Below are 25,763 nucleotides of genomic sequence, written 5' to 3' on the forward strand. Positions count from 1 at the left end.
GAGAATATCGTGTATACTCTGTTCATGGTCTGTTCCTCCTTGCTGGTATAGGGTTTGGTCACCACTATTTTCCAACAAGTATAAAGAACAGACCGATATTTATAAATATTTACCGGACACTAATGACTGAATACCTCTTCAGAGGCTGGCTGTATGGTATTTTCCTCAGGTATAATAGGGAACTTTGTTTTTGGAGGAAGAACATGACGATAACGGAAAAGATTCTCGCCGCGCACTCCGGAAGGAAGAAAGTTTCACCCGGAGAACTGATCAATGCAAAGGTAGATCTTATCCTTGCCAATGATATAACTGCACCCATCTCAATCTCAGAATTCAGAAAAATAGGTGCTGAACAGGTATTCGACAAGGACAGGATTGCGCTCATTCCCGATCACTTTGCTCCGCAGAAGGATATCAAGGCAGCCGAGCAGTGCAGGATGCTCAGGGAGTTTTCAAAAGAACATAATCTCAGCCTCTACTTTGAAGTGGGAAGAATGGGAATCGAGCATGCCCTTCTTCCTGAGGAGGGACTTGTTGTACCCGGGGATCTCGTCATCGGAGCTGACAGCCATACATGCACATATGGCGCACTTGGCGCATTTTCAACCGGTGTGGGTTCAACCGATGTTGCCGCTGCAATGGCGACAGGGGAATGCTGGTTCAGGGTACCGGAATCCATGAAATTCATTTACTACGGAAACCCCGCCAGATGGGTTGGCGGCAAGGACCTGATTCTGCATACCATCGGAGAGATCGGAGTTGACGGATCCCTTTACATGTCGATGGAATTTGCAGGGGAGGCAATCCGAAATCTCCCGATGCACGGAAGGCTCACCATGTGCAACATGGCGATAGAAGCCGGCGGGAAAAACGGCATTATCGTACCCGACAGGATTACAAAGACATACGAAAAAAACAGGGCAAAAAGGACTCCCGTTTTCTATAAATCAGACAAAAATGCCGTGTATGCCGAAGTCCGTGAATATGACTGTGCAAAAATACCCCTCACAGTAGCATGCCCCCATCTTCCTTCGAACACCCGGCCCGCTGCCGAACTATTCGAGGTGTATATTGATCAGGTAGTAATCGGTTCCTGTACCAACGGAAGGCTTGAGGATCTGAGAGAAGCCGCCGCGATCCTTAAGGGAAGAAAGGTCAATCCGAATGTCAGGATGATCGTGATACCTGCAACGCAGAGGATATACAAGCAGGCGATGAAGGAGAAGCTGCTCGACGTATTTATCGATGCCGAGGCAGTCGTTTCTACCCCGACCTGCGGGCCGTGTCTTGGCGGACATATGGGGATACTCGCAAAGGGTGAAACAGCCTTAGCGACCACGAACAGGAATTTTGTCGGCAGGATGGGTCATCCGGAGAGTGAGGTCTATCTTTCCAACCCGGCCGTTGCAGCCGCATCAGCGGTGCTGGGAAGGATAGGAACGCCGGAGGAATTGGGATTATAAACTTCAGATCATCTGTTTTTGCGGTACCGAATGAGAGTCACACGAAAGGCGAACACCTATGTCACCTGAGGAAAAGCTGAGGGAATTGGGGATAGTGCTCCCCGAAACACCTGCACCGCTCGGTTCATATGTTCCGGTTGTACAAGCAGGGAGTCTTATATTTCTCAGCGGTATTCTTCCCTTAAGAAACGGAAGGCTCACGAGAACAGGGAGAGTGGGTGAATCTGTCTCAAAGGACGATGCAGGCGACGACGCAAAAACAGCAGTCGTGAATGCGCTTTCGGTCCTGAAGGCAAATCTTGGAACGCTCAGCAGAGTCAAGAGATGCGTGAAGCTCACCGGCTACGTTGCATCATCACCCGATTTCACCGAACAGCCGATGGTGCTGAATGCCGCGTCAGAACTCCTGTACGAAATCTTTGGTGAAGCCGGAAGGCATGCACGCGCAGCTGTAGGCGTGAATGTACTTCCTCTCAATTCTCCGGTAGAGATAGAATTTATCTTCGAAGTAGGCCAGGAATCTTCATAGCAGACTTATCGGGCTGCTGCCTGAAAGGACCTCAGCGTTCTCCTTCGACAATACACTCAGAAACGCTTCGACTACATCGGCGTCAAACTGCGTATTCATGCATCTCTTTAACTCGGATATCGCATATTCAGGTGTGCCACCGGCCCTGTACGGCCGGTCGGATACCATGGAGTCAAATGCATCGGCAACGCAGAGTATCCTCGCAAGTACAGGAATTTCATCTGCCTTCAGCCCGTCAGGATATCCCTCCCCGTCTACTCTTTCATGGTGATGCCGTATGACCGGCAGAAGATGCTGCAACTGCTTTATCGGCGCCAGTATCTCTTCACCCTTGATCGGATGGAGATTAATCAGTCTTGATTCTTCATCAGAGAGCACATTGGGGTTATCGAGGATAATATCATAGGTGCCTATTTTCCCTATGTCATGAAAAAGCCCGGCTACCCTGAGCATCTCAATGTCCTCCTTTTCGAGAGACATTTCTTCCGCAATGGCAACTGCATACTTCGTAACACGCTCGGAATGGCCTTTTGTCCAGGGACTTTTTGCGTCGATTGCATTCACGAATGAATGGATAAGACCTTCATAGAGCCCTTTCAGTTCACGGTAGGAAAAATCAACCTCCTTGAGCATATTGAAAAACGCATCACGGCTTTCGGTGAGTTTTTTCTGTTTATCTCTAATCTCCGAGATGTCCACAATTGCAAGTACAAATGACCTTGTCAGGCCTTCGTCGTCAGGAAGAGGAGTGAGGTAAAGAAGGAAATGCTTATTCAACCTCTCTTCGCAATATTCAAAGGCATCCAGTGTGAAGCTTTTCTCCTGCCGGATATTATCGAAGATGTCCTTTAACTGTTCGCTTTTTATTATTTCATAAGATTTGCCGCTTTTTATTTCTTCGGGCAGAATATTGAAGTGAAGGAAAAAGTATTTATTCGCCCTTCTGATACCGAACGCATCATCAAGCAACAGCACACCATAAGGCATGGAATCAAACGTTACCCTCCATTCATTCAGTGCCTGTTCGAGCATCTTTCTGTATTTTACACGGGCACTGATGTCCCGTATGATGCTTCTGCTTTGCATGAAATTCCCTTTCTTGTCACAGACAGCGGTCGCGCTTTGAAGCACAGGAATATACGACCCGTCTTTCTTCCTTAGATCCAGTTCCAGGTTTTCGATAGTGCCCTTCTCCAGAAATTCCGAATACCTGTCACTGAATCTTCTCCATCCCTCCTCACTGAGAATGTCGCGCAAATTCATCTTTTTTTCCACTTCAGACCTGCTGTAACCGAGCATGTTCAGCCAGGTGTCATTCACCTCAATAATCAGTCCGCCTGAATCGGTAAAATAATAGCCAGCAGGCGCTTTCTGATAGAAGTCGAGATATTTTCTCTCGCTGTCCTCAAGCTTCTGTTCAGCATCCTTTCTTTGGGTGACGTCTTGCAGATTGCAATGGATATAGACCGGTTTGCCATTGATGAATTTGCAGCGGGAACTGACCTCAACAACGATTTTCTTCGCACTTCTGGTTACAAGCTCGGTCTCGAACTTGGGAAGTTTTTTGCCGGACAGAAGCTGTCCGAAAATATCCCTGCAATGCACGAGACTGTCAGGATGAATGATATCACGCATCGAAAGGTGATTGATTTCTCTCCGCTGATACCCAAGCGCGTAAAGCCATGCTTTGTTCACATAGAGAAACCTGCCGTCAGGCGTCAGCACATGTATGAGGTCATTTGCATTTTCCACAAGGTCCCTGAACATTTCCCTGGTGCTTTTTTTGACGTTCTCCTTCTGGTTTCGCAATGATTCCCTCGTAGCAAATTCGGTGTTGCTGAGGCGCAGTTCCAGTATTTCCTGTATGAGCTGTTGTTTTGTCTTGCGTTCGTCCTTCACGAGTATCTCTGCATCGCATTCAGTATCAATCTGTAACTGATGCGAACGATTATAAGGTTTTTTATCATTTTATCAAATTAACTGTAAAAAATAACAGAAACGTTTTCTTCAATTACATTATTGCCTGTATTTTTCAAGCTCCTGCATCAGTTTTTCCATCTCCTTCTTCAGCTGTATCATCCGGGATTCCCTTCCGACCGCAATATTATAGAACTCCTCGAGCTCTTTCAGCCGCTTCTTCAGTTCCTGGTCGCTTTTTTTCAAAAGCTCCTCATAGTGTTTCCGATCTGTAATATCAAGCGCGGTAAAGGTAACACCGCGCGACAGATCTGCAGGATCAATCGGAGATGAACTGAGGAGTACATCAATAACTGTTCCGTCTTTCCGCTTCCACCGCGTTTCGACCGTTCCCGTACCTCGCTCCCTGATCTGTGCATATTTTGTCTTTCCCACATATTCGTAATCTTCTTCGGTCGGATAAAGAATTCGGGCATTCTGCCCTATAAGCTCGTCGCTCGAAAATCCCGTTATTTCACAGAGGCGGTCATTTACCTGCAGTAACCTGCGGTCAGCAGATACCAGGCCAATACCGATGGGTGCTGCCCTGAAAATGCTCCTCAGTCTTGCTTCGCTTTCCTGAAGGGACTCCTCTTTCTGCCTGCTTTCTGCACAGGCCTTTTCAAGTTCCCGCACTTTCTCTTCAAGCTTTGTCGCAACTATCCGCGCGTACTGCCTGAGAAATTCCTCATCCTTTTCTATCAGCTTCGCGGTAATGATCTTTGTCTGCCCGATCTCATCGATAATAATCCTCAGCTCTTCAATGAATTCCTTCGGCTCCTTCGGCTTGATAATAAATGCTTCTGCGCCGAGAGATGTGGCAAGCTCTGCCTCCCGGTAGCCGGTATACAGTGCTGAATAGAAGACAAATGGGATCCCTCGTAATTTCTCATCATGCTTTATACTTCTCAGGAACTGAAATCCGTCCATCCTGGGCATGTTTGCATCAGAAATAATCAGGTCCGGCTTCTGATGTGATGCCATTTTGAGCCCCTCGATTCCGTCAGATGCCTCTGCTGTCTCAAACCCGCTCTGCTCGAGAAGATATTTCAACAACAGTCTGTCAGTCGCATTATCATCAACAATCAATATTTTCATATATATCCCTCTTTTACATCCGTCTTTATCCTAGATTTTATCGGTATCCTTATGTTTTTTCCACAAATAATTGTCCTGCATCAGATATACTATCTGCTAAATCACTGAGAAGATATTTTATCATCATGAATCATGATTCTGTCATTCCAAGAGTCACCCACAGGGACCCGGACGGTTATGACTTCACAAGAAATGCTCTGAAAAATATTTTCCGGAATCAAATGCATCAATTTCAAAAGGTCATCGGTCTTGCACACCAAATCAGGAACGGCCTCGACGGCATAAGCCCTTTCATACAGCAGGCTACACAGGCCGTATGTCCCCGCTGCAGTGATGTCTGCTGTATCGCAAAACACGGTTATCACAACCACGAGGATCACGTATATCTCTATGCACTCGGCCTGAGTCCTCCACTTCATGAGTTTTGGAGGGATGACCTCGAACCGTGCCAATATCTTTCGGAAAACGGCTGTTCGATGGATCGTTCTGTCCGGCCTTCAGGGTGCAACTGGTATTTCTGTGAACCCCTCTTTGACTATATGGAACTTCAGCCTGATTACCGGAAATTCGATGATTCATTCCATGAAATAGCAGGTCTCTGGCTGGCGATGACAGAGGAATTTTCTCTTGTTGCTTCCCGAATGCCAGAATAATTTTCATTCCCGCCATATGCACTGCATTCGCCAGATTCGGCATCATCACGTTACTGACTCCTGTCCGGAAATTAGATTTGGGAGATTCAATAGTGTAAAATTACAATTATGGCAAAACCTGTAGTAGTGATAGTCGGCAGACCGAATGTCGGCAAATCGACCCTGTTCAACAGGATGACAGGGTCGCATTCCGCGATTGTCGAGGATATTTCCGGAGTCACCAGGGACAGGAACTGTCTGGATGCGGAATGGGAAGGGAAACGATTTGCAGTTGTGGATACCGGCGGATTTTACCCGGATACCGATGATGATATCTTCCTCCAGATCAGGGAACAGGCACTGTTCGCCATCGATGAAGGAGATGTGATTGTCCATCTCCTTGACGGCAAAGACGGGCTTACCCCGTCTGATATGGAACTTGCCCGCGTTCTCAGGTCATCGGGCAAGCAGGTTATCTGGGCAGTAAACAAGATTGACGGTCCTACCCGTGAAGACAGACTGTACGATTTTTACAGAATAGGCGCAGAAGATATATCCCCGGTTTCTGCCGAAACAGGGTTTGCTTTTGATGATTTCATGGACAAACTGGCAGGGTTTTTGCCTGTGCATACTGAGGAAAGGATTGATTATCCGAGAATTGCGGTAGTCGGCAGACCGAATGTCGGCAAGTCGACCTTCATAAATACCCTTCTGGGCAAGAGAAGGATGATTGTAAGCCCTGTTCCGGGTACTACCAGGGATTCGGTCGACAGCGTATGTACATATTACGGCAGGAAATATCTCCTGATAGATACCGCCGGGATGAAAAAAAGTGACAGGTCAGGATACTCGCTGGACAGGTTTGCCATGGTGAGGGCGATCAGAAGCATCGAGAGATGCGATGTGTCCCTAATCGTCATTGATGCAAGCAAAGGTATTGTGGAGCAGGACCAGAGAATAGCGGGGATCGTGGAAGAATACGGGAAAGGAGCGGTGTTTCTCCTGAATAAATGGGACATCATCGCTGACACTGATGCCACCTTCAAGAAACTGGGAAAGGAATTACACAGGCGGATGTGGTTCATGCAGTATGCACCTCTCCTGACGGTATCAGCCCTCGAGAAAAAGCGTGTGACAAAGGTCTTCCCGATCATTGACCGCATACTACGGGAAAGGAAAAAAAGGATACCAACTTCGGATATCAACAGGTCATTCAGGGATATCGCGTCAGGCATTCCTTTACCCACCTATAAGGGAAAGCAGGTTAAATTATTTTACATAACACAGGTGAAGACAGAGCCACCTTCTTTCACACTTTTTACCAATTATCCTTCTGCCATTAAAGAAACCTATGTGCGCCATATAGAAAAAATCCTGCGGAGAAGTTACTCCTTTGAGGGAACCCCAATCAGAATATATGTCAGGGGGCGCGAAAAAACCAGGGAAAGATGAACTATCTGAAAATCATCACAAGGAGTTTTTCGGATTTCTTCAGGGACGACGGAATAACTCTTGCTGCAGCGCTGTCGTATTTTTCGATCATGGCCTCAGTGCCGCTCTGCCTCTTTCTTATCGCAGTATTCGGCCACATCCTCGGTCAGTACCCGGAATTCTATCAATTTTTTTCCGCGCGGCTGATCAATTTTTTCCCTGCCATCACAGAGGGTATTACCAACGAACTGGGAAAGCTGATAACCTTCAGGGGAATCGGCACGCTCAGTATTTTACTCTACGGTTTCTTTTCCCTTCAGGTCTTCACTTCTATCGATAACGCCCTGAATATCATATTCAAGGTCAAGAAGAAGAGGGCCTTTTTTCTGTCAGTCCTGATGTCAGCGAGCATTGTTACATTTCTGATAATAATGCTCCTCGTTTCCTTTGCGGCGACTTCACTCATCCCGCTTCTGCAAACAATGAAGCATTTTTTCCCTGAATTGCGCATCGGACTGCTGACAGCCGTGCTGATACGGTACGTCATTCCTTTTTTTATGGTTTTTTTCTCGATCGCGGTCATGTATGTCCTTTTTCCGAAAACAAAGGTCAGGATGTCGCATGCATTCACCGGCGCTCTTTTTGCAACGGTGTTCCTTGAAATTGCAAAACATGTCTTCACCTGGTATGTCGGCACTGTTGCCGAGTTCGGAACCATTTACGGACCTCTGACCGCTTTCGTGGTCTTCCTGCTCTGGGCCTTTTATTCCGCATGCATTTTCCTGATCGGAGCCGAGATGGTGCACATACTGGGGCTGGAAAAGGAAAAGATATAGGCATTCCCTCTCCTCCCTCTCATATGACCCGCTTTTGCGCTGCTGCCTCTGTTTCCCATTGTTTCGGATAATACCCAAAACGTGTATAATATGACCTATGAAGCTCGGGGAAGCCTTAGTCAAGGAAGCGCTGATTACGAGACAGCAGCTTGATCAGGCACTGAAACGTCAGGTTCAATTCGGGGGGAGAATCGGTTCAAACCTTGTTGAACTGCGGTTCATCGAAGAAGACGAGCTTTCCGGATTCCTGAGCAGATTTTTCAAAATCCCCGCGGTCTCCCCTGAAATGCTTGCCTCAATTCCCGAAGAAGTCCAGAACTCGCTCGACAGGGAAACCATCGATAAGTACAAGATACTGCCGTTCAGGAAGGAACGGAACAGACTGCACACCGCCATGCTGAACCCGAAGGATATAAAAGAGATTGATGAACTCCGCTTTGTCACCGGCTTTGATATCATCCCGTATGTCATCACCGAACTCAGGCTCGTCTATGCACTCGAAAAATTCTACGGAATCAAGCGTGACGTCAGGTACATCAGCCTGAAGGACCGTTTCGACCCCGAAGCAAAAGTTGAGGACAGTTCCGTCAATAAGATAAAGGCGGCCTTTCTGGAGGTAAAGGAAACTGAAGACATTGCCGGGGTGCTCATCAACGAGACTTACAAGATAGCAACGAGAGTGGCACTTTTTACGGTGAAGGGAGGGAATATCTCTGGCTGGAAAGCACGCGGACTTTCAGTAGAGGGGTTTGAAATATCCGTGAAAGACTCGCCCCTCTTTTCAGAAGTGCTCAGAAGCAAAAGCAACTACCGCGGGCCTGTGCTGAATATAAAGGGAAATGAATCATTCACAAAAATGCTTTTGGGAACTCCCCAGGATGTACTGATCTTGCCTATCACTATCAGAGAAAGGACTGTTGCCCTCCTGTATGCCGACAACGGCAATGCATCCGTATTGAATGCAAATGTCGGGTTCCTCTCGATGCTCGCCTCAATGGCCGCGATCGCATTTGAGATCCTTATCCTGAAAAAGAGGATTCTGGACCTGAATTTCCCGATATGAACGTGTATCATGCGGAAACGCAGATCACAGTGCGCTCTCTCCTCTTTCTTCAGTCCTGATCCTTACCACATCAACAAGATCATAGATGAAGATTTTCCCGTCACCGATCTCTCCGGTATGGGCTGCTTTCTGTATGATGGCAACTATCTCTTCCAGCCTTTCATCAGCAACGGCAACCTCGACCTTCAGCTTCGGGATAAACCTGACCTCATAACTGGTCCCCCGGTAAATCTCCACATGTCCTTTTTGCCTGCCAAAGCCCTTCACTTCGGTTATCGTCATACCCTGAATCCCGGCATGTGACAGGGCGTCCTTCACGTGATCAAGCTTAAAATGCTTGATTACGGCTGCGACCATTTTCATTGTCCAACCTCCGAAATATCCTCTGTGTCTTCGGTCAATAACATTCGCTCATGCTGTTAAGGCATGCAATGCACGCTGCCTGTAGACTGCGGCTGAAGCGGATGTCCCGAATGCAGCACTCTTTCTTCTGCTGATTGTTACGTTATAATATCAGATTATCCGATGAATATATACAGCCTGATTAAAGATGCATCCCTTGCGACTCCTGATCCGGAGAGATCGGAAAAGAATCTTTTCAGGATCCTTCGGGAATTTCCGGAACTGATCGCAGCGCATGAAGCAGAAATCGGCCGCATTGCGGTATTGTGTGCCTACAGCCAGTTTCTTGCCGATTACTGCGTAAAAAACCCGGCATCGCTCTCACATGCGCTGACATATTCCGGAGGGCCGAGAAAAAAGGAGGAAATCCTGGAGGAAGCCCGCAGTCAATATGCGTCGTTTGCACATGAAGAAAACCCTGCGCTCTATAAACAGCGCGCAATCGCGCTCCTCCGTAATGTGAAAAAGGAAAACCTCCTCCTTATCACATTGCGGGATGTATCGGGCATTACACACCTGAATGAATATATGGCAGGACTTACCAGCCTTGCTGATGCGATTATTGAGCTTGCGCTTGATATTGCATTCACAATGATGAGGAGAAGATCCGGCCTGCTTCGGGACAATGCCTTTTCCCTTATCGGTATGGGGAAACTCGGCGCCGGTGAACTGAATTACAGTTCTGATATCGATATCATTACCGTTTTCCGTTCAGACAGCGGCAGTTCCACCGGGACGCTGAATCCTTTCGGAATACGGCAAAACACTATCTCTTCTCATGAATACTATTGTACGCTCATCGAAATACTCACAACCCTTCTTCAGCTGCCGACCGAAGACGGTATAGCCTACCGGGTGGACCTCAGGCTGAGGCCGAACGGCCAGAAAGGTTCTTTATCCCTTTCGCTGAATACATACCGTGCCTATTATGAAGCATGGGGCAAGACATGGGAGAGAATGGCCCTTATCCGCGCCAGACACGTAGCAGGAGATCATTCATTGAGCGGGGAATTCCTGTCTGCAATCGAGCCGTTTGTCTGGAAAAAATCGACTGATTACAGTGATATCGAAGAGGTGAAGGAACTCAAGAAAAGGATTGATGCCGCATATGGCATGAGCGATATAAAACGGGGCTACGGTGGCATAAGGGAAATAGAATTCTTTGTCCAGACATTCCAGCTCCTGTACGGAGGAGAAAAGCGCAGTTTACGGGCAAGGCTGCTGACAGATGCGCTTGAGGTACTGAAGACCGAGGAGTTTCTGACCGCAGGCGAGACAGCATTTCTTTCTGATAGCTATTATTTCCTGCGGAGGATAGAACATATCCTCCAGATGAGAGATGATATGCAGACATATTCGCTTCCCTCGGATTCCGGAGAACTCGCAATACTTGCAAGAAAGATGCATTTTGAGGGGGAATCCGAATTTTCAGCAGCTCTTCGCCTGAAAAGACTGAAGATAAGGGATATGTACAACTCTCTCCTTGGCGGTCCGGGAACCGCGCAGGATGACATGGTAACACTCACCGAACAGCTGCCCGAGGATTCAATGCTCGACTATATTGCCTTCAAAGGTTTCAGGAAACCTGATGCTGCCCTGAAGAATCTCAGAAATCTTCTCGAACAGATATCCATCGGCAAGACCCTCAGAGAAAGAAACCTCCTGAGAAAAACACTGCCTCCTTTTCTCGAACTGACAGTAAAATCCGTACACAAAGACAGGGCTCTGGGTATGCTCGTCTCCTTCATTCAGAAGATCGGCAACCATGAATCCTATATCGACCTCCTGCTGCAGCGAGCCGATACAAGAGAGATACTGATCACCACATTCTCGGCCAGCACATTGCTGACACGAATGCTGTTAAGCCTTGATAACCTTGAAGGTATCTTTGAATATCCGGATTTCCGCGCTGACCATTCTGCACTTCTTGACCGTCTCACAGGCGCTCTCGAACGGAGCGATAACCCCTTGGGTGTGATAAGACAATTCAAATACATGGAAGAATTGAAAACGTGCATGCTGTTCCTTAAGGGCTCTCTTGACGCACACGGACTTTCACATTTGCTGACCGCTCTCGCGGATACGATAATAAAATCGTTGACCCGCCATCTGGACATCCATGAAGGTTTCGCGGTCATAGGCCTTGGAGCGTTGGGCGCTCATGAACTGAACGTCGGCTCTGATCTCGATCTCATGTTCATTCATGCCAGGGAAGGAACAGTATCCTCTGAAAAGAACCCAGCGGCAGACATAATAAGGTTTCTTTCTGAATACACATCCGGAGGCTTTGCCTACAAAGTCGACATGCGCCTGAGACCTGATGGCGCAAAGGGAATACTCGTCAATGATCTTGAAGGTTATGAAAGCTATTATGCCAGAAATGCGCAGCCATGGGAGATCCAGTCACTGTTAAGGGCACGTCCTCTGGCAGGCGATACGAGACTGTCAGAAGCGTTCGACCATATGAAAAAACGGATAATATCCAGCAGGGGACCAGCGATCAAGGGCTCCGATATGCGTAGCATGAGGACGAGAATCATAAATCAGATATCAAAGGAGTCTGCCGGCGCAGATCTGAAAAACGGTCCCGGCGGCATCAAGGAAATTGAATTCCTCATCCAGTATCTCCAGATCAAGCATGCTGCGGAGTGCCCCTCCCTCATCACGCAGAACACCTCCGCTGCGGCCGAGCAGCTGAAAATCAACGGATTTCTTGACGAGAAGACAGCAGGCATGCTGTTATCAGCCCATGGCCTTCTGAAAACCCTGGACACGATACTTCGCCTCAATGAAGAGAACGTCCTCAAGAATAATTCTGAGATTGTTGATATAATACTCTCGTTCCTCGGTCTCCCTTCAGGAGATGTGCTTTTTCAACAGGTCAAAGATACCCGTGAGAAGGTGCTCAGGATATCAAAAAAAATTTATGCATGACGGAAATAAACTAAAATGGCGGTACTGATACTCAAAAACATCCCCACGGAAGGCCCGGGGTCAATAGAGGATTATCTCCTGCAGGCACATACCGCTTACAGTATCGTCGAACTCGGCGCTGGAGAAACTCCTCCGTCGCTCGAAAAATTCACTTCACTGGTAATCCTCGGCGGTCCCATGAGTGTGTATGAGATGGAGAACTATCCCCATCTTCTTACCGGATCGCGTATTATCAGGGAAGCGCTGAACAGGGAAATGAGTATCCTTGGCATATGCCTCGGAGCGCAGATGATCGCTCATTGCCTTGGAGCAGACGTGTATGCCGGGTCAGAAAAAGAAATCGGCTGGCATCATATCGAACTGACAGGGGAAGGCCTGAAAGATCCCCTTATGAGAAAGCTTGCCATCCACCCGCAGGTCGGAGATTTCTGGAGAAAATTCAAGGTATTCCACTGGCATGGTGACACATTCGACCTTCCTCCCGGGGCAATGCTCCTTGCAAGCTCAAAACTGTTCAGGCATCAGGCATTCAGGTTCGGTTCCAGGGCTTATGCGTTCCAGTTCCATATTGAAGTGACCGCTGAGATGATACATGAGTGGTTTCAGGAATCGCCGGAACTGGGCCGAATGACACAGGAAACTGAAAGGATATACAGTGAATATGCCGGAAGGGCAAGAAATTTCTATAAAAATTTTTTCCGTAAAGGGTAAAAACCGCAACAGGAGGGAATAACATGCCGACAGCAAAGATCAAGAAGATTGGTCCGAAACCGAGAGATAAAAAGGATGTCATGGAGCTGGCAAAAAAACATAATGTGAAATTTATCAGGCTCTGGTTTACAGATATCCACGGTCAGCTGAAGAGTTTCGCCGTACCTATAGATGAGCTCGAATTCGCCTTCAATGAAGGAATGGGATTTGACGGTTCGTCTATAAAGGGATTTGCCAGGATCGATGAGAGCGACATGATTGCGAGGCCTGATCCGTCGACATTCGTTATCCTTCCATGGAGGCCGAAGGAAAAAGCTGTCGCAAGGGTTTTCTGTGATATTTATGAACCCGACGGTTCACCATATAAGGGGGATCCAAGATATATCCTGAAGATAAATCTCGAAAAGGCAAAAAAGAAAGGGTTTACCATGTATGTGGGACCGGAACTCGAGTATTTTTATTTCAAAAACGATAAAGGGACAGAGACACTCGATGAAGGCGGGTATTTCGACTATCCCCTTGATGCGGCCGAAGATCTCAGGCGCGACACCATACTCGCCCTCGAGACAATGGGGATTAAAGTCGAGTATTCCCATCACGAGGTTGCGCATTCTCAGCATGAGATTGATCTCAGATATGAAGATGCCCTCACCATGGCCGATATCGTGATCACTCACAGGATCATCGTAAAGGAGATCGCCAAGCAATACAATGTCTATGCCACATTCATGCCAAAACCGATCTACGGACAGAATGGCAGCGGCATGCACACACATCAGTCCCTTTTCAGGGGAAACCAGAATGCGTTTTTTGATCCTAAGGATCAATACTTCCTGTCGGATATCGCAAAGAAATATATTGCCGGACTCCTGATGCATGTAAAAGAAATTACTCTCGTGCTGAACCAGTGGGTGAATTCCTATAAAAGACTCGTTCCCGGCTTTGAGGCGCCTGTCTATATCTGCTGGGCCAGAAGGAACAGATCAACGCTTGTGAGGGTTCCGCTCTATAAACCGGGCAAAGAGAAGGCTACCCGTATCGAACTCCGTTCGCCCGATCCTGCCTGCAATCCCTATCTTGCCTTTTCCTGTATGCTGAACGCGGGTCTTAAAGGTATCGAGAAAGGCTACAAGCTTCCCGAGCCAATGGAAATGGATGTGTACCACCTGACAGAAGAAGAGCGGCGGAAATACAATATCGATACCCTTCCCGGCAGCCTTAACAGGGCTCTTGAGGTCGCGGCAGAGAGCGATCTCCTGAGAGAAGCGCTCGGAGACCATATTTTCGAACAGCTGATCATGAGCAAATCAGTCGAATGGGATGAGTACAGGATCAGGATTCACCCATATGAACTGCAGCGATATCTCCCGATTCTGTAGCGCGTTCCCTGTGCTTTACTGAGAGGAACTCAGACGGGGCAACTCTCGTGAGTCGTGATGGTGCTCTATGTCCGGGTGCGGGAATTTATTCAACACAGAATCCAATTCCTTTTTGTAGCGTTTAAATAAAAATTTCTCTCAGATTCCGTTCTTCAATACATGCAAATGCAGTAATAAAACAACATACTATATCCTGTTTACAAATGCCTGAATGTTTTCTTTCTCGCTGATTTCAACAGATAACTTTTCAGCCGGTTCTCTTTCCATGAATTCACCTATGAGCACAATATGCAGCATTTTATCCTTACCTGTTTCCGAGAGTTTTATATATGCGTTGTATCCTCTGTCTTCAAGCTGCTTTCTGAGCGCCTGTGCCTCGGCCATGTGTCTGAAGCAGCCTGCCTGCACCACGAACTTCTCCTTCGGAGGATTTAATGCGACGAATACCTCAAGACCGGTTTTCTGTTGAATCTCTCCGGACATGTTCTCCGCATGCTTTCTGTCGGTAAATCTCCCGACAAGTACCCGGTGAACGGGTATATTGCCACGGTTTTCTGAAATGCGTATATACGCCGGGTATCCCTTTTCTTCGATCTTTTGTCTGAGTGCCTGTGCATATGCAAATTGCTGGAAGGCTCCTGCCTGTACGACAAAAACGCCTTCAGATAATTTCCGGCATTCCGGAACGTCACCCTTTGCCTGTTCACTTCCTTTCGGTCCACTCAAGACCGTCTCTGTATGTTTATCTTTCTGCGCAATCTGATAGGATGCGCAGGACACGGTGAACAGCAGAAGCAGCACTGAACAGCAATTCAGCAATAAAAGGATTCTGCTTTTTCCTTCATTATGGAAAAAACCGTCATCAGGCATAATTTCATCCTCCTTCAGTGTTTCAGTGTATCGGGTTCTACATGCACCACAATATCCAGCACAGAGGGAAATTCTGTTTTTATCCGTTCTTCTATCACGTCTGCAACTTTGTGGGCTTTTTCCGTTGACATTTTCCCATCGACAGAGACATGGAGGTCAAGATACACGGCATTTGCAGACCCCCTTGTCCTTATGTCATGACATCCCCTTACCCCTTCGATGCTGTTGACCACATACTCAATCGCAGAAGTGTTCATGCAGACGGTGTCCACGAGCACGTCCGATGCTCTCTTAAGTATATCGTATCCGATCTTTGCGATAAAAACTGCGATGATCAGCCCGACAATGCTGTCCACATGGGGATACCCCTTTTTTGTAAAAAACAGGCTTACGATGACGGTAAAGGATACGAGGATATCGCTCTTGGTATGCATGGCGTCTGCTACAAGGAATTCGCTGCCGAGCTGCCTGCCTTTTTTCTTCTCATAGAGCATGACAAAGACATTCATTCCCATGGTAACAAGCATAATCAGGAAACTGGTCTCTGTAACAACCGTCTTATGATCTTCAGAAAATGATGTGTAGACCTTTTGGAGTATCTGGAAACAGGTAACAAAGAGCATGACCGCAATAATAATGGTAAAAAGCGTTTCATATTTCTTGTGCCCGTAGGGATGCTCTTCATCCGGGGGATGAGAGGCAATCCAGATGCCGACGAGACCGATAATATTTGATGTGCCGTCAAAAATGGAGTGAAACCCGTCGGACATCATGGCGATTGAATTGGTGATATATCCGTAAATGACTTTTGCGAAGGCAACTGCCGAGTTGAGGATCAGGGTAAAGATAAGGACTTTCCTTACCTCTGACGAATAGTTCTCTATGTGTAAATGTCTTTCCACCGTGCCCTGAATTCGCTGAACTTTCCCTCTATGATAGATTTTCTCATATCCCTGAAGAAATTCAAATAGAAATACAGGTTGTGGATCGTATTCAGCCTCATGGAAAGTATTTCCCTTGACAGGAAAATATGACGCAGATACCCGAGGGAATAATTCCTGCAGGTCGTGCATCCGCAGTCAGGATCGAGAGGTCCCCTGTCTGCCTTGAACTCTTCCCTCTTGATACTTATCTTTCCCCTGCTGGTAAAGAGCGTCCCGTTCCTTGCGTTTCTGGTGGGCATAACACAGTCGAACATGTCGAACCCGGCCTCTACCGCTTTTATCGCGTCCCCGAGTTCACCAATTCCCATAAGATATCGGGGCTTTTCGGCAGGGAGCAACGGTGCGACAAAGTATATCATCCGGTGCATGTCTTCCTTCGGCTCACCCACACTCAGACCTCCCGCCGCATATCCGTCGAACCCGATATCAACGAGTTCCTCGATGCTCTTCTTCCGCAGATCCTCAAAAAGACTTCCCTGCACGATGCCGAACAGCGCCTGCCCTTCCTTCTGCATTTCCCTGCATCTTTCCGCCCATTTGATCGTCCTGAAGAGTGAGCTCATTGCATATGCATGCGTCGAAGGATAAGGCGTACAGTCGTCGAGCACCATGGCGATATCAGATGCGAGGGAGGACTGTATCTCCATCGCCTCTTTCGGCCCGATGAAGTGCATCGAACCGTCCAGATGGGATTTGAAATGCACGCCGTCCTCTTCTATCTTCCTGAGTGCAGAGAGACTGAATACCTGGAATCCGCCGCTGTCAGTGAGGACCGGCCGTTCCCAGTTCATGAATTCATGCACCCCGCCGAGCATTTCAACAATCTTGTGGCCCGGACGAAGATAGAGATGATAGGTATTGCACAGTATTATCTCCGCGCCGATCTCTTTCAGTTCCTCAGGTGACATCGCCTTTACAGTCCCCACTGTCCCTACAGGCATGAACGCAGGTGTATGGATCGTTCCCCTCTCTGTCTTAAGGATGCCGGCACGCGCATTCCCGTCAGTATGCATCACGGAGAATTTCATTTTATTCTCTTTCCTCAACGTTATGAATGAATCTGAAAGTATACCATGGGGAAGACAGCCTCAGGGAAATCACGGAACAGGCGGTTTGATAGAGTTTTATTCCATCTGCGACATAAAACATTTTCCATGGTTTTGCGGGAGGTAAGGGGAAAAAGGCATTCCGTTACCTCCCGCTCCCGTACATGGAAAATTCAGAATCTCATCCTCACCCTGTAGGAAACCTTCACCTCTTTGTCTTTTGGCACCGGCACGTTGAACTCGGCAGTAAACGCCTCCGTCTTTTCATGCTTGTGTGATGCGCTGAGCATCGTCCAGTCACCGGGGATCGGCTCGACCACCCTTACCGTCACATCTTCCTTCTTGTGGTTTCTGAGTGAAATCTCAAAGCCCGCTTCGTACGTATCTGAGGCAATCTTTTTCCAGTCTGTCTGTTTGCGGCTCCCAACGACATCGAACGCATCCCCGAGTTTCACCCTGACCTTCTCGTCTTTCGGCGTATGGTCTATCGAATCCTCGCCGACAAACTGCAGGCTTTTTTCACTGTCATACTTGTATACACGCACCGTGCCCTTTGGCAGCGGAATACCAAGATTATGCGTTTTCTTGTTTTCAATTTCGATAAATACGCCGACCTTCTGGTGCGATATGACCTCTCCGTACTGGCTGTAATAATAATATGTGGCTCCGCGGTAGAGCAGTTCCTTCCTGACCGGAATGTCGCTGCTGTGAACAAGGCTTATCTGCTTTATCTGATTTTCCTTGACTGTAGCGGGTCTCTCAAGGGTATAGATATGGTATTCGAAAAATTCCTCCTCCTTGAACTGCGGCGCTGCAGGTTTTGCCGCAACTTCAGCCATCCGCAGCATCTTGTCCCGGTATTCATTTTCATCCCTGACCCTGTTCACGTCTCCCGCCACAAGTTTCAGCTTTGCGTTCCTGTATGCGGTTCCGCTTTTGTTGTCGATCGTGACCCAGCCGGAAAGGTCTGCCTTGTCATCTCTTTCATTCAGGGTGACGACGTAATCCGATCGCCAGTTGATGCCGTTTGTGAGATATGATGCCTCAATCCTCTGTGCCGAGGACAGCTGGTTCTCGACAAGCCATACTAGGGTGGGTTTTGAGATAAGGTTCTCGGGAACACCGGGGAAAATGATCCTGCCGGGATGTCCGAATGTAATCTCGTCGCCGATTTTGAAGATCGGTCCCCCGTTATTCGACAGCAGGGTCGCCGTTACAATCTCCTCTCTTTCAGAATAGGGATTTTTGTAATAGAGCTTCACTTCTCTCCCCACATACTTGTCGAGGAGTTTCTGCGGATTGAGAAGGTCATACTCATAGTTCTGTTCGAGAATCTGCAGGCTGCCCGGATCAGCCAGTGATTTGATATGCACGCTCGTCGGGATGATCTGTGAAGCGACATCCATAAACCTCAATTCCCCAGTTCCCCGAAAAAGCGGTATCTCCCGCTGGTCTTTCACCAGACCGAGGTTGACATTATATATGGTTACCGCCACTCCCGTCTGTTCATCCAGTCCTGTCGAATGGGCATCCGAAGTTTCTCCTGACTTCCCGGCACCCGCAACCGCCCCATAGCCAAAGCTGAGCGCGATCAGCAGAACCATCACAAAAAGCGCCTTCTTTCTCGTCATCACAATCCTCCTGTAAAAATGTAGTTACTGTGATATTAGACAGCCCATTTCCTGAAAAAGTTCCCTTTCATGAAAATCAGCATTTCAGTCCGTATGGTATACTTATCTTTCAGTTTAGAATGTATTACAGTACCCTGAATGAAAGGATATTCACAAGATGAGTAATGAGCCGAACAAGGTTATCTATTCCATGATAGGGGTAAGCAAATACTACGACAAGAAGCCAGTTCTGAAAGACATCTACCTCTCATATTTCTATGGTGCAAAGATCGGTGTCCTCGGGCTGAACGGTTCAGGAAAAAGCTCCCTCCTCCGTATTCTCGCCGGAAAAGACAGGGATTTCATCGGCGAGACAGTCCTCTCGCCGGGATATACCGTCGGGCTGCTTGAGCAGGAGCCGGAACTGGACAACAGCAGGACCGTGAAAGAGATCGTGGAAGAGGGGGTTCAGGAGATCGTACAGACCCTCAACGAGTACAACCGCATCAATGAAAAATTTGCGGAACCGATGTCAGATGAGGAAATGAACAGGCTTATTGAACGGCAGGGAAAGGTGCAGGAGAAACTGGATGCCATGGACGCATGGGATCTTGATGCGCGGCTGGATATGGCGATGGACGCGCTGCGCTGTCCCACCGGCGATACCCCGGTCAATATCCTCTCCGGGGGGGAAAGACGCCGCGCGGCCCTCTGCAGGCTTCTCCTCCGGAAACCTGATATCCTTCTTCTGGACGAACCGACAAACCACCTCGATGCCGAGACCGTAGCCTGGCTGGAACACCATCTCCAGCGGTATGCAGGCACTGTCATCGCGGTAACGCACGACCGTTATTTCCTCGATAACGTCGCCGGCTGGATTCTCGAACTCGACAGGGGGCACGGAATACCCTGGAAGGGGAATTATTCCTCATGGCTGGAGCAGAAAAAGATTCGCCTGAGTCAGGAGGAAAAGTCCGAGAGTGAACGACAGAAGACCCTCCAGCGCGAGCTCGAGTGGATACGGATGTCCCCGAAGGGACGACATGCAAAATCAAAGGCCCGCATCAATTCCTACGAGGCGTTGCTAAGTCAGGATATTGAGCAGAAATCCGGAGACCTTGAGATATTTATTCCCCCCGGACCACGGCTTGGTGATGTTGTGATAGAAGCGGAGAACGTGACCAAGGCTTACGGAAACAATATTCTGATGGAGGGTATGACCTTTTCACTGCCACCGGGCGGCATAATTGGCGTAATCGGTCCGAACGGTGCAGGAAAGACCACCCTTTTTCGTATGATCACCCGCAAGGAAAACCCCGTTTCCGGGAATTTCAGATTAGGGGAAACAGTAAAACTTGCCTATGTGGACCAGAGCAGGGATGTCCTTGAACCCGATAAAACCGTCTGGGAGGTCATCTCAGGGGGTGAGGACGTAATCAGGCTGGGGAAGAGAGAAATCAACTCGCGGTCGTATGTTGCGCGTTTCAACTTCTCCGGTGCCGACCAGCAGAAAAAAGTCTCCATGCTGTCCGGAGGAGAGCGGAATCGCGTCCATCTGGCGCGCATGCTGAAGGAGGGAGGTAATGTCCTGCTGCTTGATGAGCCGACGAACGACCTTGACGTGAATACCATGCGGGCGCTTGAAGAGGCGCTGGAGAATTTCGCGGGATGTGTAGTGGTCATCAGCCATGACAGGTGGTTCCTCGACCGTATTGTTACCCATATCCTCGCCTTTGAAGGTGACAGCACTGTGGTCTGGTTTGACGGCAATTATTCAGAATACGAGGCCGACAGGAAGGCGCGCCTCGGTGCTGCCGCAGACCATCCCCATCGCATCAAATACCGTCACCTTACCAGGCAATAAGACTCCGCAGCAGCTTTCGCATACTTCTGAACTTATCCCTGCTGCGTGCTGCTTTCGTATATTGCCGGTCAGACGATCCTGATTATGAATACTGCTGCCCCTGTATCTCCTGCCTGTATTCAGCATTCTGAATCCTCATGCGTATTACGGAGAAAAAATGTTCTCATCCATATTATTCATAAAATTGGTTATAGAAAATTGGTTATAGCGGCTGAGGATAGCGTATTTGCGCGGATTCTTTTGCTGATAGTCAAATGCAATATATAAAAACAAAGAGGCAAAAGTCTCGCAGGGAGGAACGACTGAGAATAAGCAAAAATACTCTGTCCTCAGGATAAGCAGAAAAATGTATGAATAATATGTTCTAAAATAGTATGAATGAGCATCATATTCTGCATTCATTAAGGAGAACCCATGGCAAAGTATACCGCACCTCTTGACGAAGCTACACGCCAGAGGATTCTTGCATTGCCGAAGGGAGTGAAGTTTTCCGCTTTCATGAAAAAGGCAATCTGCATATTTGTGGAAGAGCTCGAGAAAAACCCTGATCTTACTCCGGAAAATTTCGTCATTACGGTTTCTGCAAGAAAAGATCACACAGACAGGAAAAAACCATAGGTCAATGGAGAAAAACAGGATTCTGATCACCTGTGCGAAGGGAATAACACCATACTTAAAGAGTGAGGTCATTCAGCTTGGCTTTCCGGTGCTCTCTGAAACCGTCGCAGGGATAGCGACCGAGGGAACCATGGAAGATACCTATCATCTGAATCTGCGTCTCCGTACCGGACACCGGGTCCTTTTCCTTGTCAGGGAGTTTCCTGCACGCGATGCCGATGCGCTCTATGACTCCCTATCCAAAATTCCATGGGAGGAATACATCGCCGCAGACGGATACCTCTGTGTTACATCCAGCGTAGATAATCCGTTCATCCGGGATACCCGATACGCGAATGTCAAATGCAAAGATGCCATTGTCGACAGGATAAGAAACAAGCGCGGCCAGCGGCCTGATTCGGGTTCTGATCAAAACAGGACTGTGGTAAACCTCTACTGGAAGGACGATGCCTGTTCGGTATATTTTGATACATCCGGTGAACCCCTCTGCAGACGCGGCTACAGAAAAATCCCGATGTCGGCACCCATGCAGGAGACCCTCGCGGCTGCCGTAATTCAGGCGACAGGATGGTCCGGAAAAGGTCAATTCATCAATCCCATGTGCGGCAGCGGAACCCTTGCAATTGAGGCTGCCTTAATCGCCCTCAACAGGGCGCCGGGACTCCTGAGGGATAATTTCGGGTTCATGCACCTCAGGGGGTTCAACAACGCCCTCTGGAATGACATTCGCGCACAGGCAAAAAAAGAGGTTAGAAAAACCACCTCCTTCAGGATTATTGCCACTGACATTAACCGCAGGGCGACTGACTCGGCAAAAAAAAACGCAGAAGTTGCCGGGGTAGGACACGTCATCGAATTCGGCACATGTGCGTATTCCTCGACAGCCGTTCCCGGGGACGGCGGCATAATAATCCTGAATCCCGAATATGGAGAGAGAATGGGGAAACTCAGAGAGCTTGAGTCAGTCTACCGGGGGATTGGGGATTTCTTCAAGCAGAAATGCAGCGGGTACAAAGGATATCTCTTTACGGGAAACCCTGACCTCGCAAAAAAGGTGGGGCTGAGGACTAAGCGCAGACTTTTGTTTTATAACAGCGGGATAGAATGCAGGCTCCTTGAGTATGAACTCTACGAAGGGAGCAGGAAGGGGAAACACAGGAATGTGTGAATTCTGCACAAAACACGGGGACGGAAAGATATGGTACAAGAATGCGGCAAATTATGCTCATGATCTGTTATCGGACCTCAATCGGCGCACATATATCCGGGATTTTCTGTCTTCTGCCTTCAGCGAAGGGTTTAACACTCTCGGAAGGCTTGAAGTCATCTTCAGGAAAAAAGGCCGTCTCCCGCGCGCGGTGAAAGCCGCCATGGTGCAGAAGGCAAAGGAAGAGCATTTCGGACAGGTGCTGCCGATTGAAGAGATCACTGAGCTGGTGAGACATGCAAACACAGTGGTGCGAATGCCCTGTGCATGTCGCTGGAAAACAGACAAACAGGAAGTGCGGTGCTGTTATGCCATCAGTTATGGACCGGAGGCATGGTACAAAGACATCGATATGAGTTACTTCGGCACCGCGGCGGATGAAGGTCTCGAATCAGTCTCCCCTCACATCGCCATCAGGCAGATCGAAAAGCTTGATGAAAAGGGCATGGTGCATACCATATGGACCATGATGACACCGTTCATCGGGGCTATCTGCAACTGCTCCCTGAACGAGTGCCTTGCGATGAGAACTCTTTCCCGGATCGAAGTCGAAACCATGGCAAGGGCTGAACATGTGGCAAAAGTCGATGAGACATTATGCATTGGGTGCGGACTCTGTGACGTGCAGTGCCTCTTCAGGGCTGTCAGCAGCATCACCGCACACGGTACTTCGATCGCCCGCATCGACCCCCAGAAATGCTTCGGCTGCGGACTCTGCAGAAGGGTATGCAGCACGGAGGCCATTTCATTGGTTTTGCGATAGAAAAACTGTCTCTGCCTGTGCACAGCCACGGCAGTTGTCGTATAATATCTGCGTGTGGCGTGTTATTGTTTTGCAAACTGCCGGCTGAACTCAGTCATGGGAAAAAAAGAGCGCAAAAAGATCACAAATGAATTCAGGGAATGTCAAAACCGTCAGTTCCTTGCCATAGGAGTGACATTGCTGCTTCTTGTCTTTCTTGTCCTGGTTTACAAACGCCCGGCATTTTTCGGCGAGTTCTCAAAAAATACCATTTTCCTTCTTCAGAGCCTGCTTATCGCAGGATTTATCAGCTTCAGCGCATACAACTGGAGATGTCCCTCCTGCAAAAAGTATCTTGGCCACAATATCTATAAAACCTTCTGCAGCAAATGCGGAACCAGGTTCCGGTAGGGAGAACGACACGTGGGCAAAAGACCGCGAAAGATCAGAAAACCTCCTCCAAGAATGTCCTCAGAAAACAAAAGCGCTGAGGAAATAGTCAGGGAATTGAAAGAGAGGGGTTCCGACGCCCCCTCATACAGGGAAAACTCCCTGAGAATCCACGGGCTGTTCTGTGTGAAATGCGGGAGGGAATTCGATTTCAAAACCCAACATCTCCTGACTGTGCATCACAAAGACGGCAATCCCCGCAATAATCCTGCGGACGGCTCCAACTGGGAGAATCTCTGCATCTATTGTCATGACGATGAACACAGCAGGGGGATTCTTGGAGATTATCTTAAGGGCAAAGACAGGTAGGATGGTTCACTTCATACCCGTAATTCCACTCAGAATCTTTCATCTATTCGGCAATTGACACACTTTTGCGCGGTTGATATAGTAAACCATAATCCTGTGCAGTGCCTGTACGCTCGCGCATGCAGGGAAGGAGAAATCCGTGAGAGAAGAGAAGGACAAACACATTGAACACCTTGTCAGCGCCCTCGTTCTTTTCATTATCATAATAGGGTGTTTCTTTGTCCTCCGGCCCTTCATATCAGCTCTTCTGTGGGCTATTATCCTCTCCTTCTCGACATGGCCTGTATACAAATGGTGGGAACAGCTGTTCAAAGGAAGAAAGACGCTTGCAGCGTCGTTCATGACAATACTGCTTATCGGTGCATTTGTTCTTCCTATTGTCGTGATCAGTGTGAGCTTTGCTGATGAAGCTGCAGCACTTGTCGAAAAAATACGCGAGATTTCCGCAAAAGGACCCCCTAAGCTTCCGGCATGGATCAGTAACATTCCCCTCATAGGGGCTGAGATCCAGAGATACTGGCTGGAATGGACTCTTGACCATGATAAGCTGGCTGACTTTCTGACGCCTTATATAAAACCGCTCAGGGGACAGATTCTCGCAAAGGGTGCGTTGATGGGACAGGCAATTTTCCAGGTATTACTGAGCATTACCGTATGCTTCTTCTTTTATCGTGACGGAGAGGAGACAGCACAAAGCCTGGCTAATTTTCTGAGAAAAATCGCGGGTTCGCGTGCAGACAGGCTTATAAAGGTAGCCGCTGATACCACAAAGGGGGTCGTATACGGCATACTGGGAACCGCCGCTGTTCAGGGTACAGCCGCAGGAATCGGTTTTGTTATCGCAGGGGTTCCCGGAGCGCTCCTTCTGGGATTCATTACGTTCTTTCTTGCACTCATTCCCATGGGGCCGCCATTCCTTTGGGTACCTGTGACCATATGGCTCTTTTATTATAAAAGCGCGGTATCTGGGATATTCATGGCACTATGGGGCACGTTTGTGATCAGCGGCATCGACAATGTGGTCAAACCCCTGCTAATCAGCCGTGGAGTAAATCTGCCGTTTATCCTTATCCTTCTTGGGGTGCTTGGGGGCGTTATCGCCTTTGGGTTTATCGGGATCTTTCTTGGCCCTGCGCTTCTCGCACTCGGTTATTCACTTATCTCGGAATGGACATCAGGGAAAGATTCCGCTGAACCTGATACGGACTGAAAAGTGCCGGTACACCGCAGATGCCTCATAAAGGCAGCTTCTGAATAATGATGGCTTTCAGCGACAGAAATACAATTATCCCTCACAACAAACCGGGAGTTCCTCCGCTCTCATCCGAAGAACGGGAGAAAATTCTTGCACACGCGCTCAGGAGAATGATTATGATCGGGGGAAAGGTATTCGGGATCGAAGACGATGCCGAGCCGGAGGTGCGTGTGGATTGTGCCGCCAGAACTCCGTCATGCAAGGCAAACTGCTGCACCTATGTGTTTGCCCTTACCCTGGAAGAGGTAAAAAAAGGCATTTACCGGTACAATACGGAAAATCCCTTCTATATGGCGAGGGATGCAGATGGATACTGCCCTTACCTTGACCGCGCTGCGTTCACATGCAGTATTTACGAGGGAAGACCGATAAGATGCAGAAAATTTGCCTGTCCTTTCTGATTCCCCGTCTCTT

The 25,763-nt window shown here is 48.3% G+C and carries 24 protein-coding genes; 17 read left to right on the forward strand and 7 right to left on the reverse strand.

Translation table 11 applies throughout. The features are described 5' to 3' along the window. Positions 1-203: 203 nt before the first annotated feature. Positions 204-1,463, forward strand: a complete 1,260-nt coding sequence (gene leuC, locus AB1552_11060; protein ID MEW6054307.1) for a 3-isopropylmalate dehydratase large subunit — start codon at positions 204-206, stop codon at positions 1,461-1,463. A gap of 58 nt (positions 1,464-1,521) precedes the next feature. Continuing rightward, complete coding sequence (locus AB1552_11065) at positions 1,522-1,992, forward strand: RidA family protein (protein ID MEW6054308.1); 471 nt, start codon at positions 1,522-1,524, stop codon at positions 1,990-1,992. On the opposite strand, the gene AB1552_11070 is transcribed toward AB1552_11065, so the two are convergent. Beyond that, a complete protein-coding gene (locus tag AB1552_11070; protein ID MEW6054309.1) occupies positions 1,987-3,891 on the reverse strand; it encodes a PAS domain S-box protein in 1,905 nt (634 codons plus the stop codon). The two genes, AB1552_11065 and AB1552_11070, sit on opposite strands and share 6 nt — an antisense overlap. A 117-nt stretch (positions 3,892-4,008) precedes the next feature. After that, positions 4,009-5,046, reverse strand: a complete 1,038-nt coding sequence (locus AB1552_11075) for a PAS domain S-box protein (GenBank protein MEW6054310.1) — start codon at positions 5,044-5,046, stop codon at positions 4,009-4,011. Positions 5,047-5,267: 221 nt separating this feature from the next. Between AB1552_11075 and AB1552_11080 the strand changes: the two genes are divergently transcribed. The 4 genes from AB1552_11080 to AB1552_11095 all read left to right on the forward strand — a co-directional run bounded on the left by AB1552_11080 (position 5,268) and on the right by AB1552_11095 (position 9,008). Further along, complete coding sequence (locus AB1552_11080) at positions 5,268-5,699, forward strand: hypothetical protein (GenBank protein MEW6054311.1); 432 nt, start codon at positions 5,268-5,270, stop codon at positions 5,697-5,699. A gap of 108 nt (positions 5,700-5,807) precedes the next feature. Next, entirely contained in the window at positions 5,808-7,130 is a 1,323-nt protein-coding gene (gene der / locus AB1552_11085; protein ID MEW6054312.1) for a ribosome biogenesis GTPase Der, read from the forward strand. Continuing rightward, positions 7,127-7,945 carry a YihY/virulence factor BrkB family protein gene (locus tag AB1552_11090; protein MEW6054313.1) on the forward strand — a complete coding sequence of 273 codons (819 nt, stop codon included), beginning with the start codon at positions 7,127-7,129 and terminating at the stop codon, positions 7,943-7,945. Before der ends, AB1552_11090 begins: the two co-directional genes overlap by 4 nt. A gap of 97 nt (positions 7,946-8,042) precedes the next feature. After that, a complete protein-coding gene (locus AB1552_11095) occupies positions 8,043-9,008 on the forward strand; it encodes a hypothetical protein (GenBank protein ID MEW6054314.1) in 966 nt (321 codons plus the stop codon). A 24-nt stretch (positions 9,009-9,032) separates the two neighbouring features. On the opposite strand, the gene AB1552_11100 is transcribed toward AB1552_11095, so the two are convergent. Beyond that, the gene (locus tag AB1552_11100) at positions 9,033-9,371 is read right to left on the reverse strand and encodes a P-II family nitrogen regulator (GenBank protein ID MEW6054315.1); all 339 of its coding nucleotides are present in this window, start codon (positions 9,369-9,371) and stop codon (positions 9,033-9,035) included. 162 nt (positions 9,372-9,533) lie between these two features. Here AB1552_11100 and glnE point away from each other — a divergent pair, with 162 nt between their 5' ends. The 3 genes from glnE to glnA are packed head-to-tail and all read left to right on the forward strand — an operon-like array spanning position 9,534 to position 14,434. Next, entirely contained in the window at positions 9,534-12,344 is a 2,811-nt protein-coding gene (glnE, locus tag AB1552_11105) for a bifunctional [glutamate--ammonia ligase]-adenylyl-L-tyrosine phosphorylase/[glutamate--ammonia-ligase] adenylyltransferase (protein MEW6054316.1), read from the forward strand. Positions 12,345-12,359: 15 nt separating this feature from the next. Further along, positions 12,360-13,055 (forward strand): type 1 glutamine amidotransferase, encoded by a 696-nt coding sequence (locus AB1552_11110; protein MEW6054317.1) that lies wholly within the window; start codon positions 12,360-12,362, stop codon positions 13,053-13,055. Positions 13,056-13,078: 23 nt separating this feature from the next. Next, entirely contained in the window at positions 13,079-14,434 is a 1,356-nt protein-coding gene (glnA, locus tag AB1552_11115; GenBank protein MEW6054318.1) for a type I glutamate--ammonia ligase, read from the forward strand. 186 nt (positions 14,435-14,620) lie between these two features. Here glnA and AB1552_11120 read toward each other — a convergent pair whose 3' ends face one another. The 4 genes from AB1552_11120 to AB1552_11135 form a co-directional block, all read right to left on the reverse strand. Further along, positions 14,621-15,304, reverse strand: coding sequence for an SPOR domain-containing protein (locus tag AB1552_11120; protein MEW6054319.1), 684 nt, complete (start codon positions 15,302-15,304; stop codon positions 14,621-14,623). 14 nt (positions 15,305-15,318) lie between these two features. Further along, the gene (locus AB1552_11125; protein MEW6054320.1) at positions 15,319-16,206 is read right to left on the reverse strand and encodes a cation diffusion facilitator family transporter; all 888 of its coding nucleotides are present in this window, start codon (positions 16,204-16,206) and stop codon (positions 15,319-15,321) included. After that, positions 16,185-17,276: a tRNA guanosine(34) transglycosylase Tgt gene (gene tgt, locus AB1552_11130; GenBank protein MEW6054321.1), complete on the reverse strand. Its 1,092-nt coding sequence runs from the start codon at positions 17,274-17,276 to the stop codon at positions 16,185-16,187. The genes AB1552_11125 and tgt overlap by 22 nt, the downstream gene beginning before the upstream one ends. A 191-nt stretch (positions 17,277-17,467) precedes the next feature. Beyond that, positions 17,468-18,925, reverse strand: coding sequence for a DUF4139 domain-containing protein (locus tag AB1552_11135; GenBank protein ID MEW6054322.1), 1,458 nt, complete (start codon positions 18,923-18,925; stop codon positions 17,468-17,470). A gap of 157 nt (positions 18,926-19,082) precedes the next feature. Between AB1552_11135 and ettA the strand changes: the two genes are divergently transcribed. From ettA to AB1552_11175, 8 genes are all read left to right on the forward strand, one after another. Next, positions 19,083-20,768: an energy-dependent translational throttle protein EttA gene (gene ettA / locus AB1552_11140; GenBank protein ID MEW6054323.1), complete on the forward strand. Its 1,686-nt coding sequence runs from the start codon at positions 19,083-19,085 to the stop codon at positions 20,766-20,768. A gap of 414 nt (positions 20,769-21,182) precedes the next feature. Then, positions 21,183-21,386: a hypothetical protein gene (locus AB1552_11145; protein MEW6054324.1), complete on the forward strand. Its 204-nt coding sequence runs from the start codon at positions 21,183-21,185 to the stop codon at positions 21,384-21,386. Between the two features lie 4 nt (positions 21,387-21,390). Continuing rightward, a complete protein-coding gene (locus tag AB1552_11150) occupies positions 21,391-22,554 on the forward strand; it encodes a class I SAM-dependent RNA methyltransferase (protein ID MEW6054325.1) in 1,164 nt (387 codons plus the stop codon). Beyond that, a complete protein-coding gene (locus AB1552_11155) occupies positions 22,547-23,356 on the forward strand; it encodes a 4Fe-4S dicluster-binding protein (GenBank protein ID MEW6054326.1) in 810 nt (269 codons plus the stop codon). Before AB1552_11150 ends, AB1552_11155 begins: the two co-directional genes overlap by 8 nt. Before the next feature lie 96 nt (positions 23,357-23,452). Next, entirely contained in the window at positions 23,453-23,746 is a 294-nt protein-coding gene (locus tag AB1552_11160; protein MEW6054327.1) for a hypothetical protein, read from the forward strand. Between the two features lie 12 nt (positions 23,747-23,758). Continuing rightward, on the forward strand, positions 23,759-24,094 hold the full coding sequence (locus tag AB1552_11165) for a YajD family HNH nuclease (protein MEW6054328.1): 336 nt from the start codon (positions 23,759-23,761) through the stop codon (positions 24,092-24,094). Between the two features lie 139 nt (positions 24,095-24,233). Further along, positions 24,234-25,304, forward strand: a complete 1,071-nt coding sequence (locus tag AB1552_11170; GenBank protein MEW6054329.1) for an AI-2E family transporter — start codon at positions 24,234-24,236, stop codon at positions 25,302-25,304. A gap of 47 nt (positions 25,305-25,351) precedes the next feature. Continuing rightward, positions 25,352-25,750, forward strand: coding sequence for a YkgJ family cysteine cluster protein (locus AB1552_11175; GenBank protein MEW6054330.1), 399 nt, complete (start codon positions 25,352-25,354; stop codon positions 25,748-25,750). The last annotated feature ends 13 nt before the right edge of the window (positions 25,751-25,763 follow it).

This window comes from Nitrospirota bacterium (genome assembly GCA_040754395.1).
In the GTDB taxonomy this organism is placed as follows: domain Bacteria; phylum Nitrospirota; class Thermodesulfovibrionia; order Thermodesulfovibrionales; family SM23-35; genus JBFMCL01.

Excerpts from the sequence above, each read along its gene's own strand:
- glnE (MEW6054316.1), top strand. The coding sequence starts at position 9,534 with ATGAATATATACAGCCTGATTAAAGATGCATCCCTTGCGACTCCTGAT.
- AB1552_11100 (MEW6054315.1), bottom strand. The coding sequence starts at position 9,371 with ATGAAAATGGTCGCAGCCGTAATCAAGCATTTTAAGCTTGATCACGTG.
- glnA (MEW6054318.1), top strand. The coding sequence starts at position 13,079 with ATGCCGACAGCAAAGATCAAGAAGATTGGTCCGAAACCGAGAGATAAA.
- leuC (MEW6054307.1), top strand. The coding sequence starts at position 204 with ATGACGATAACGGAAAAGATTCTCGCCGCGCACTCCGGAAGGAAGAAA.
- AB1552_11080 (MEW6054311.1), top strand. The coding sequence starts at position 5,268 with ATGCATCAATTTCAAAAGGTCATCGGTCTTGCACACCAAATCAGGAAC.
- AB1552_11160 (MEW6054327.1), top strand. The coding sequence starts at position 23,453 with ATGGGAAAAAAAGAGCGCAAAAAGATCACAAATGAATTCAGGGAATGT.
- AB1552_11145 (MEW6054324.1), top strand. The coding sequence starts at position 21,183 with ATGGCAAAGTATACCGCACCTCTTGACGAAGCTACACGCCAGAGGATT.
- AB1552_11155 (MEW6054326.1), top strand. The coding sequence starts at position 22,547 with ATGTGTGAATTCTGCACAAAACACGGGGACGGAAAGATATGGTACAAG.
- ettA (MEW6054323.1), top strand. The coding sequence starts at position 19,083 with ATGAGTAATGAGCCGAACAAGGTTATCTATTCCATGATAGGGGTAAGC.
- AB1552_11135 (MEW6054322.1), bottom strand. The coding sequence starts at position 18,925 with ATGACGAGAAAGAAGGCGCTTTTTGTGATGGTTCTGCTGATCGCGCTC.
- tgt (MEW6054321.1), bottom strand. The coding sequence starts at position 17,276 with ATGAAATTCTCCGTGATGCATACTGACGGGAATGCGCGTGCCGGCATC.
- AB1552_11175 (MEW6054330.1), top strand. The coding sequence starts at position 25,352 with ATGATGGCTTTCAGCGACAGAAATACAATTATCCCTCACAACAAACCG.
- der (MEW6054312.1), top strand. The coding sequence starts at position 5,808 with ATGGCAAAACCTGTAGTAGTGATAGTCGGCAGACCGAATGTCGGCAAA.
- AB1552_11090 (MEW6054313.1), top strand. The coding sequence starts at position 7,127 with ATGAACTATCTGAAAATCATCACAAGGAGTTTTTCGGATTTCTTCAGG.
- AB1552_11075 (MEW6054310.1), bottom strand. The coding sequence starts at position 5,046 with ATGAAAATATTGATTGTTGATGATAATGCGACTGACAGACTGTTGTTG.
- AB1552_11095 (MEW6054314.1), top strand. The coding sequence starts at position 8,043 with ATGAAGCTCGGGGAAGCCTTAGTCAAGGAAGCGCTGATTACGAGACAG.
- AB1552_11065 (MEW6054308.1), top strand. The coding sequence starts at position 1,522 with ATGTCACCTGAGGAAAAGCTGAGGGAATTGGGGATAGTGCTCCCCGAA.
- AB1552_11110 (MEW6054317.1), top strand. The coding sequence starts at position 12,360 with ATGGCGGTACTGATACTCAAAAACATCCCCACGGAAGGCCCGGGGTCA.
- AB1552_11120 (MEW6054319.1), bottom strand. The coding sequence starts at position 15,304 with ATGCCTGATGACGGTTTTTTCCATAATGAAGGAAAAAGCAGAATCCTT.
- AB1552_11150 (MEW6054325.1), top strand. The coding sequence starts at position 21,391 with ATGGAGAAAAACAGGATTCTGATCACCTGTGCGAAGGGAATAACACCA.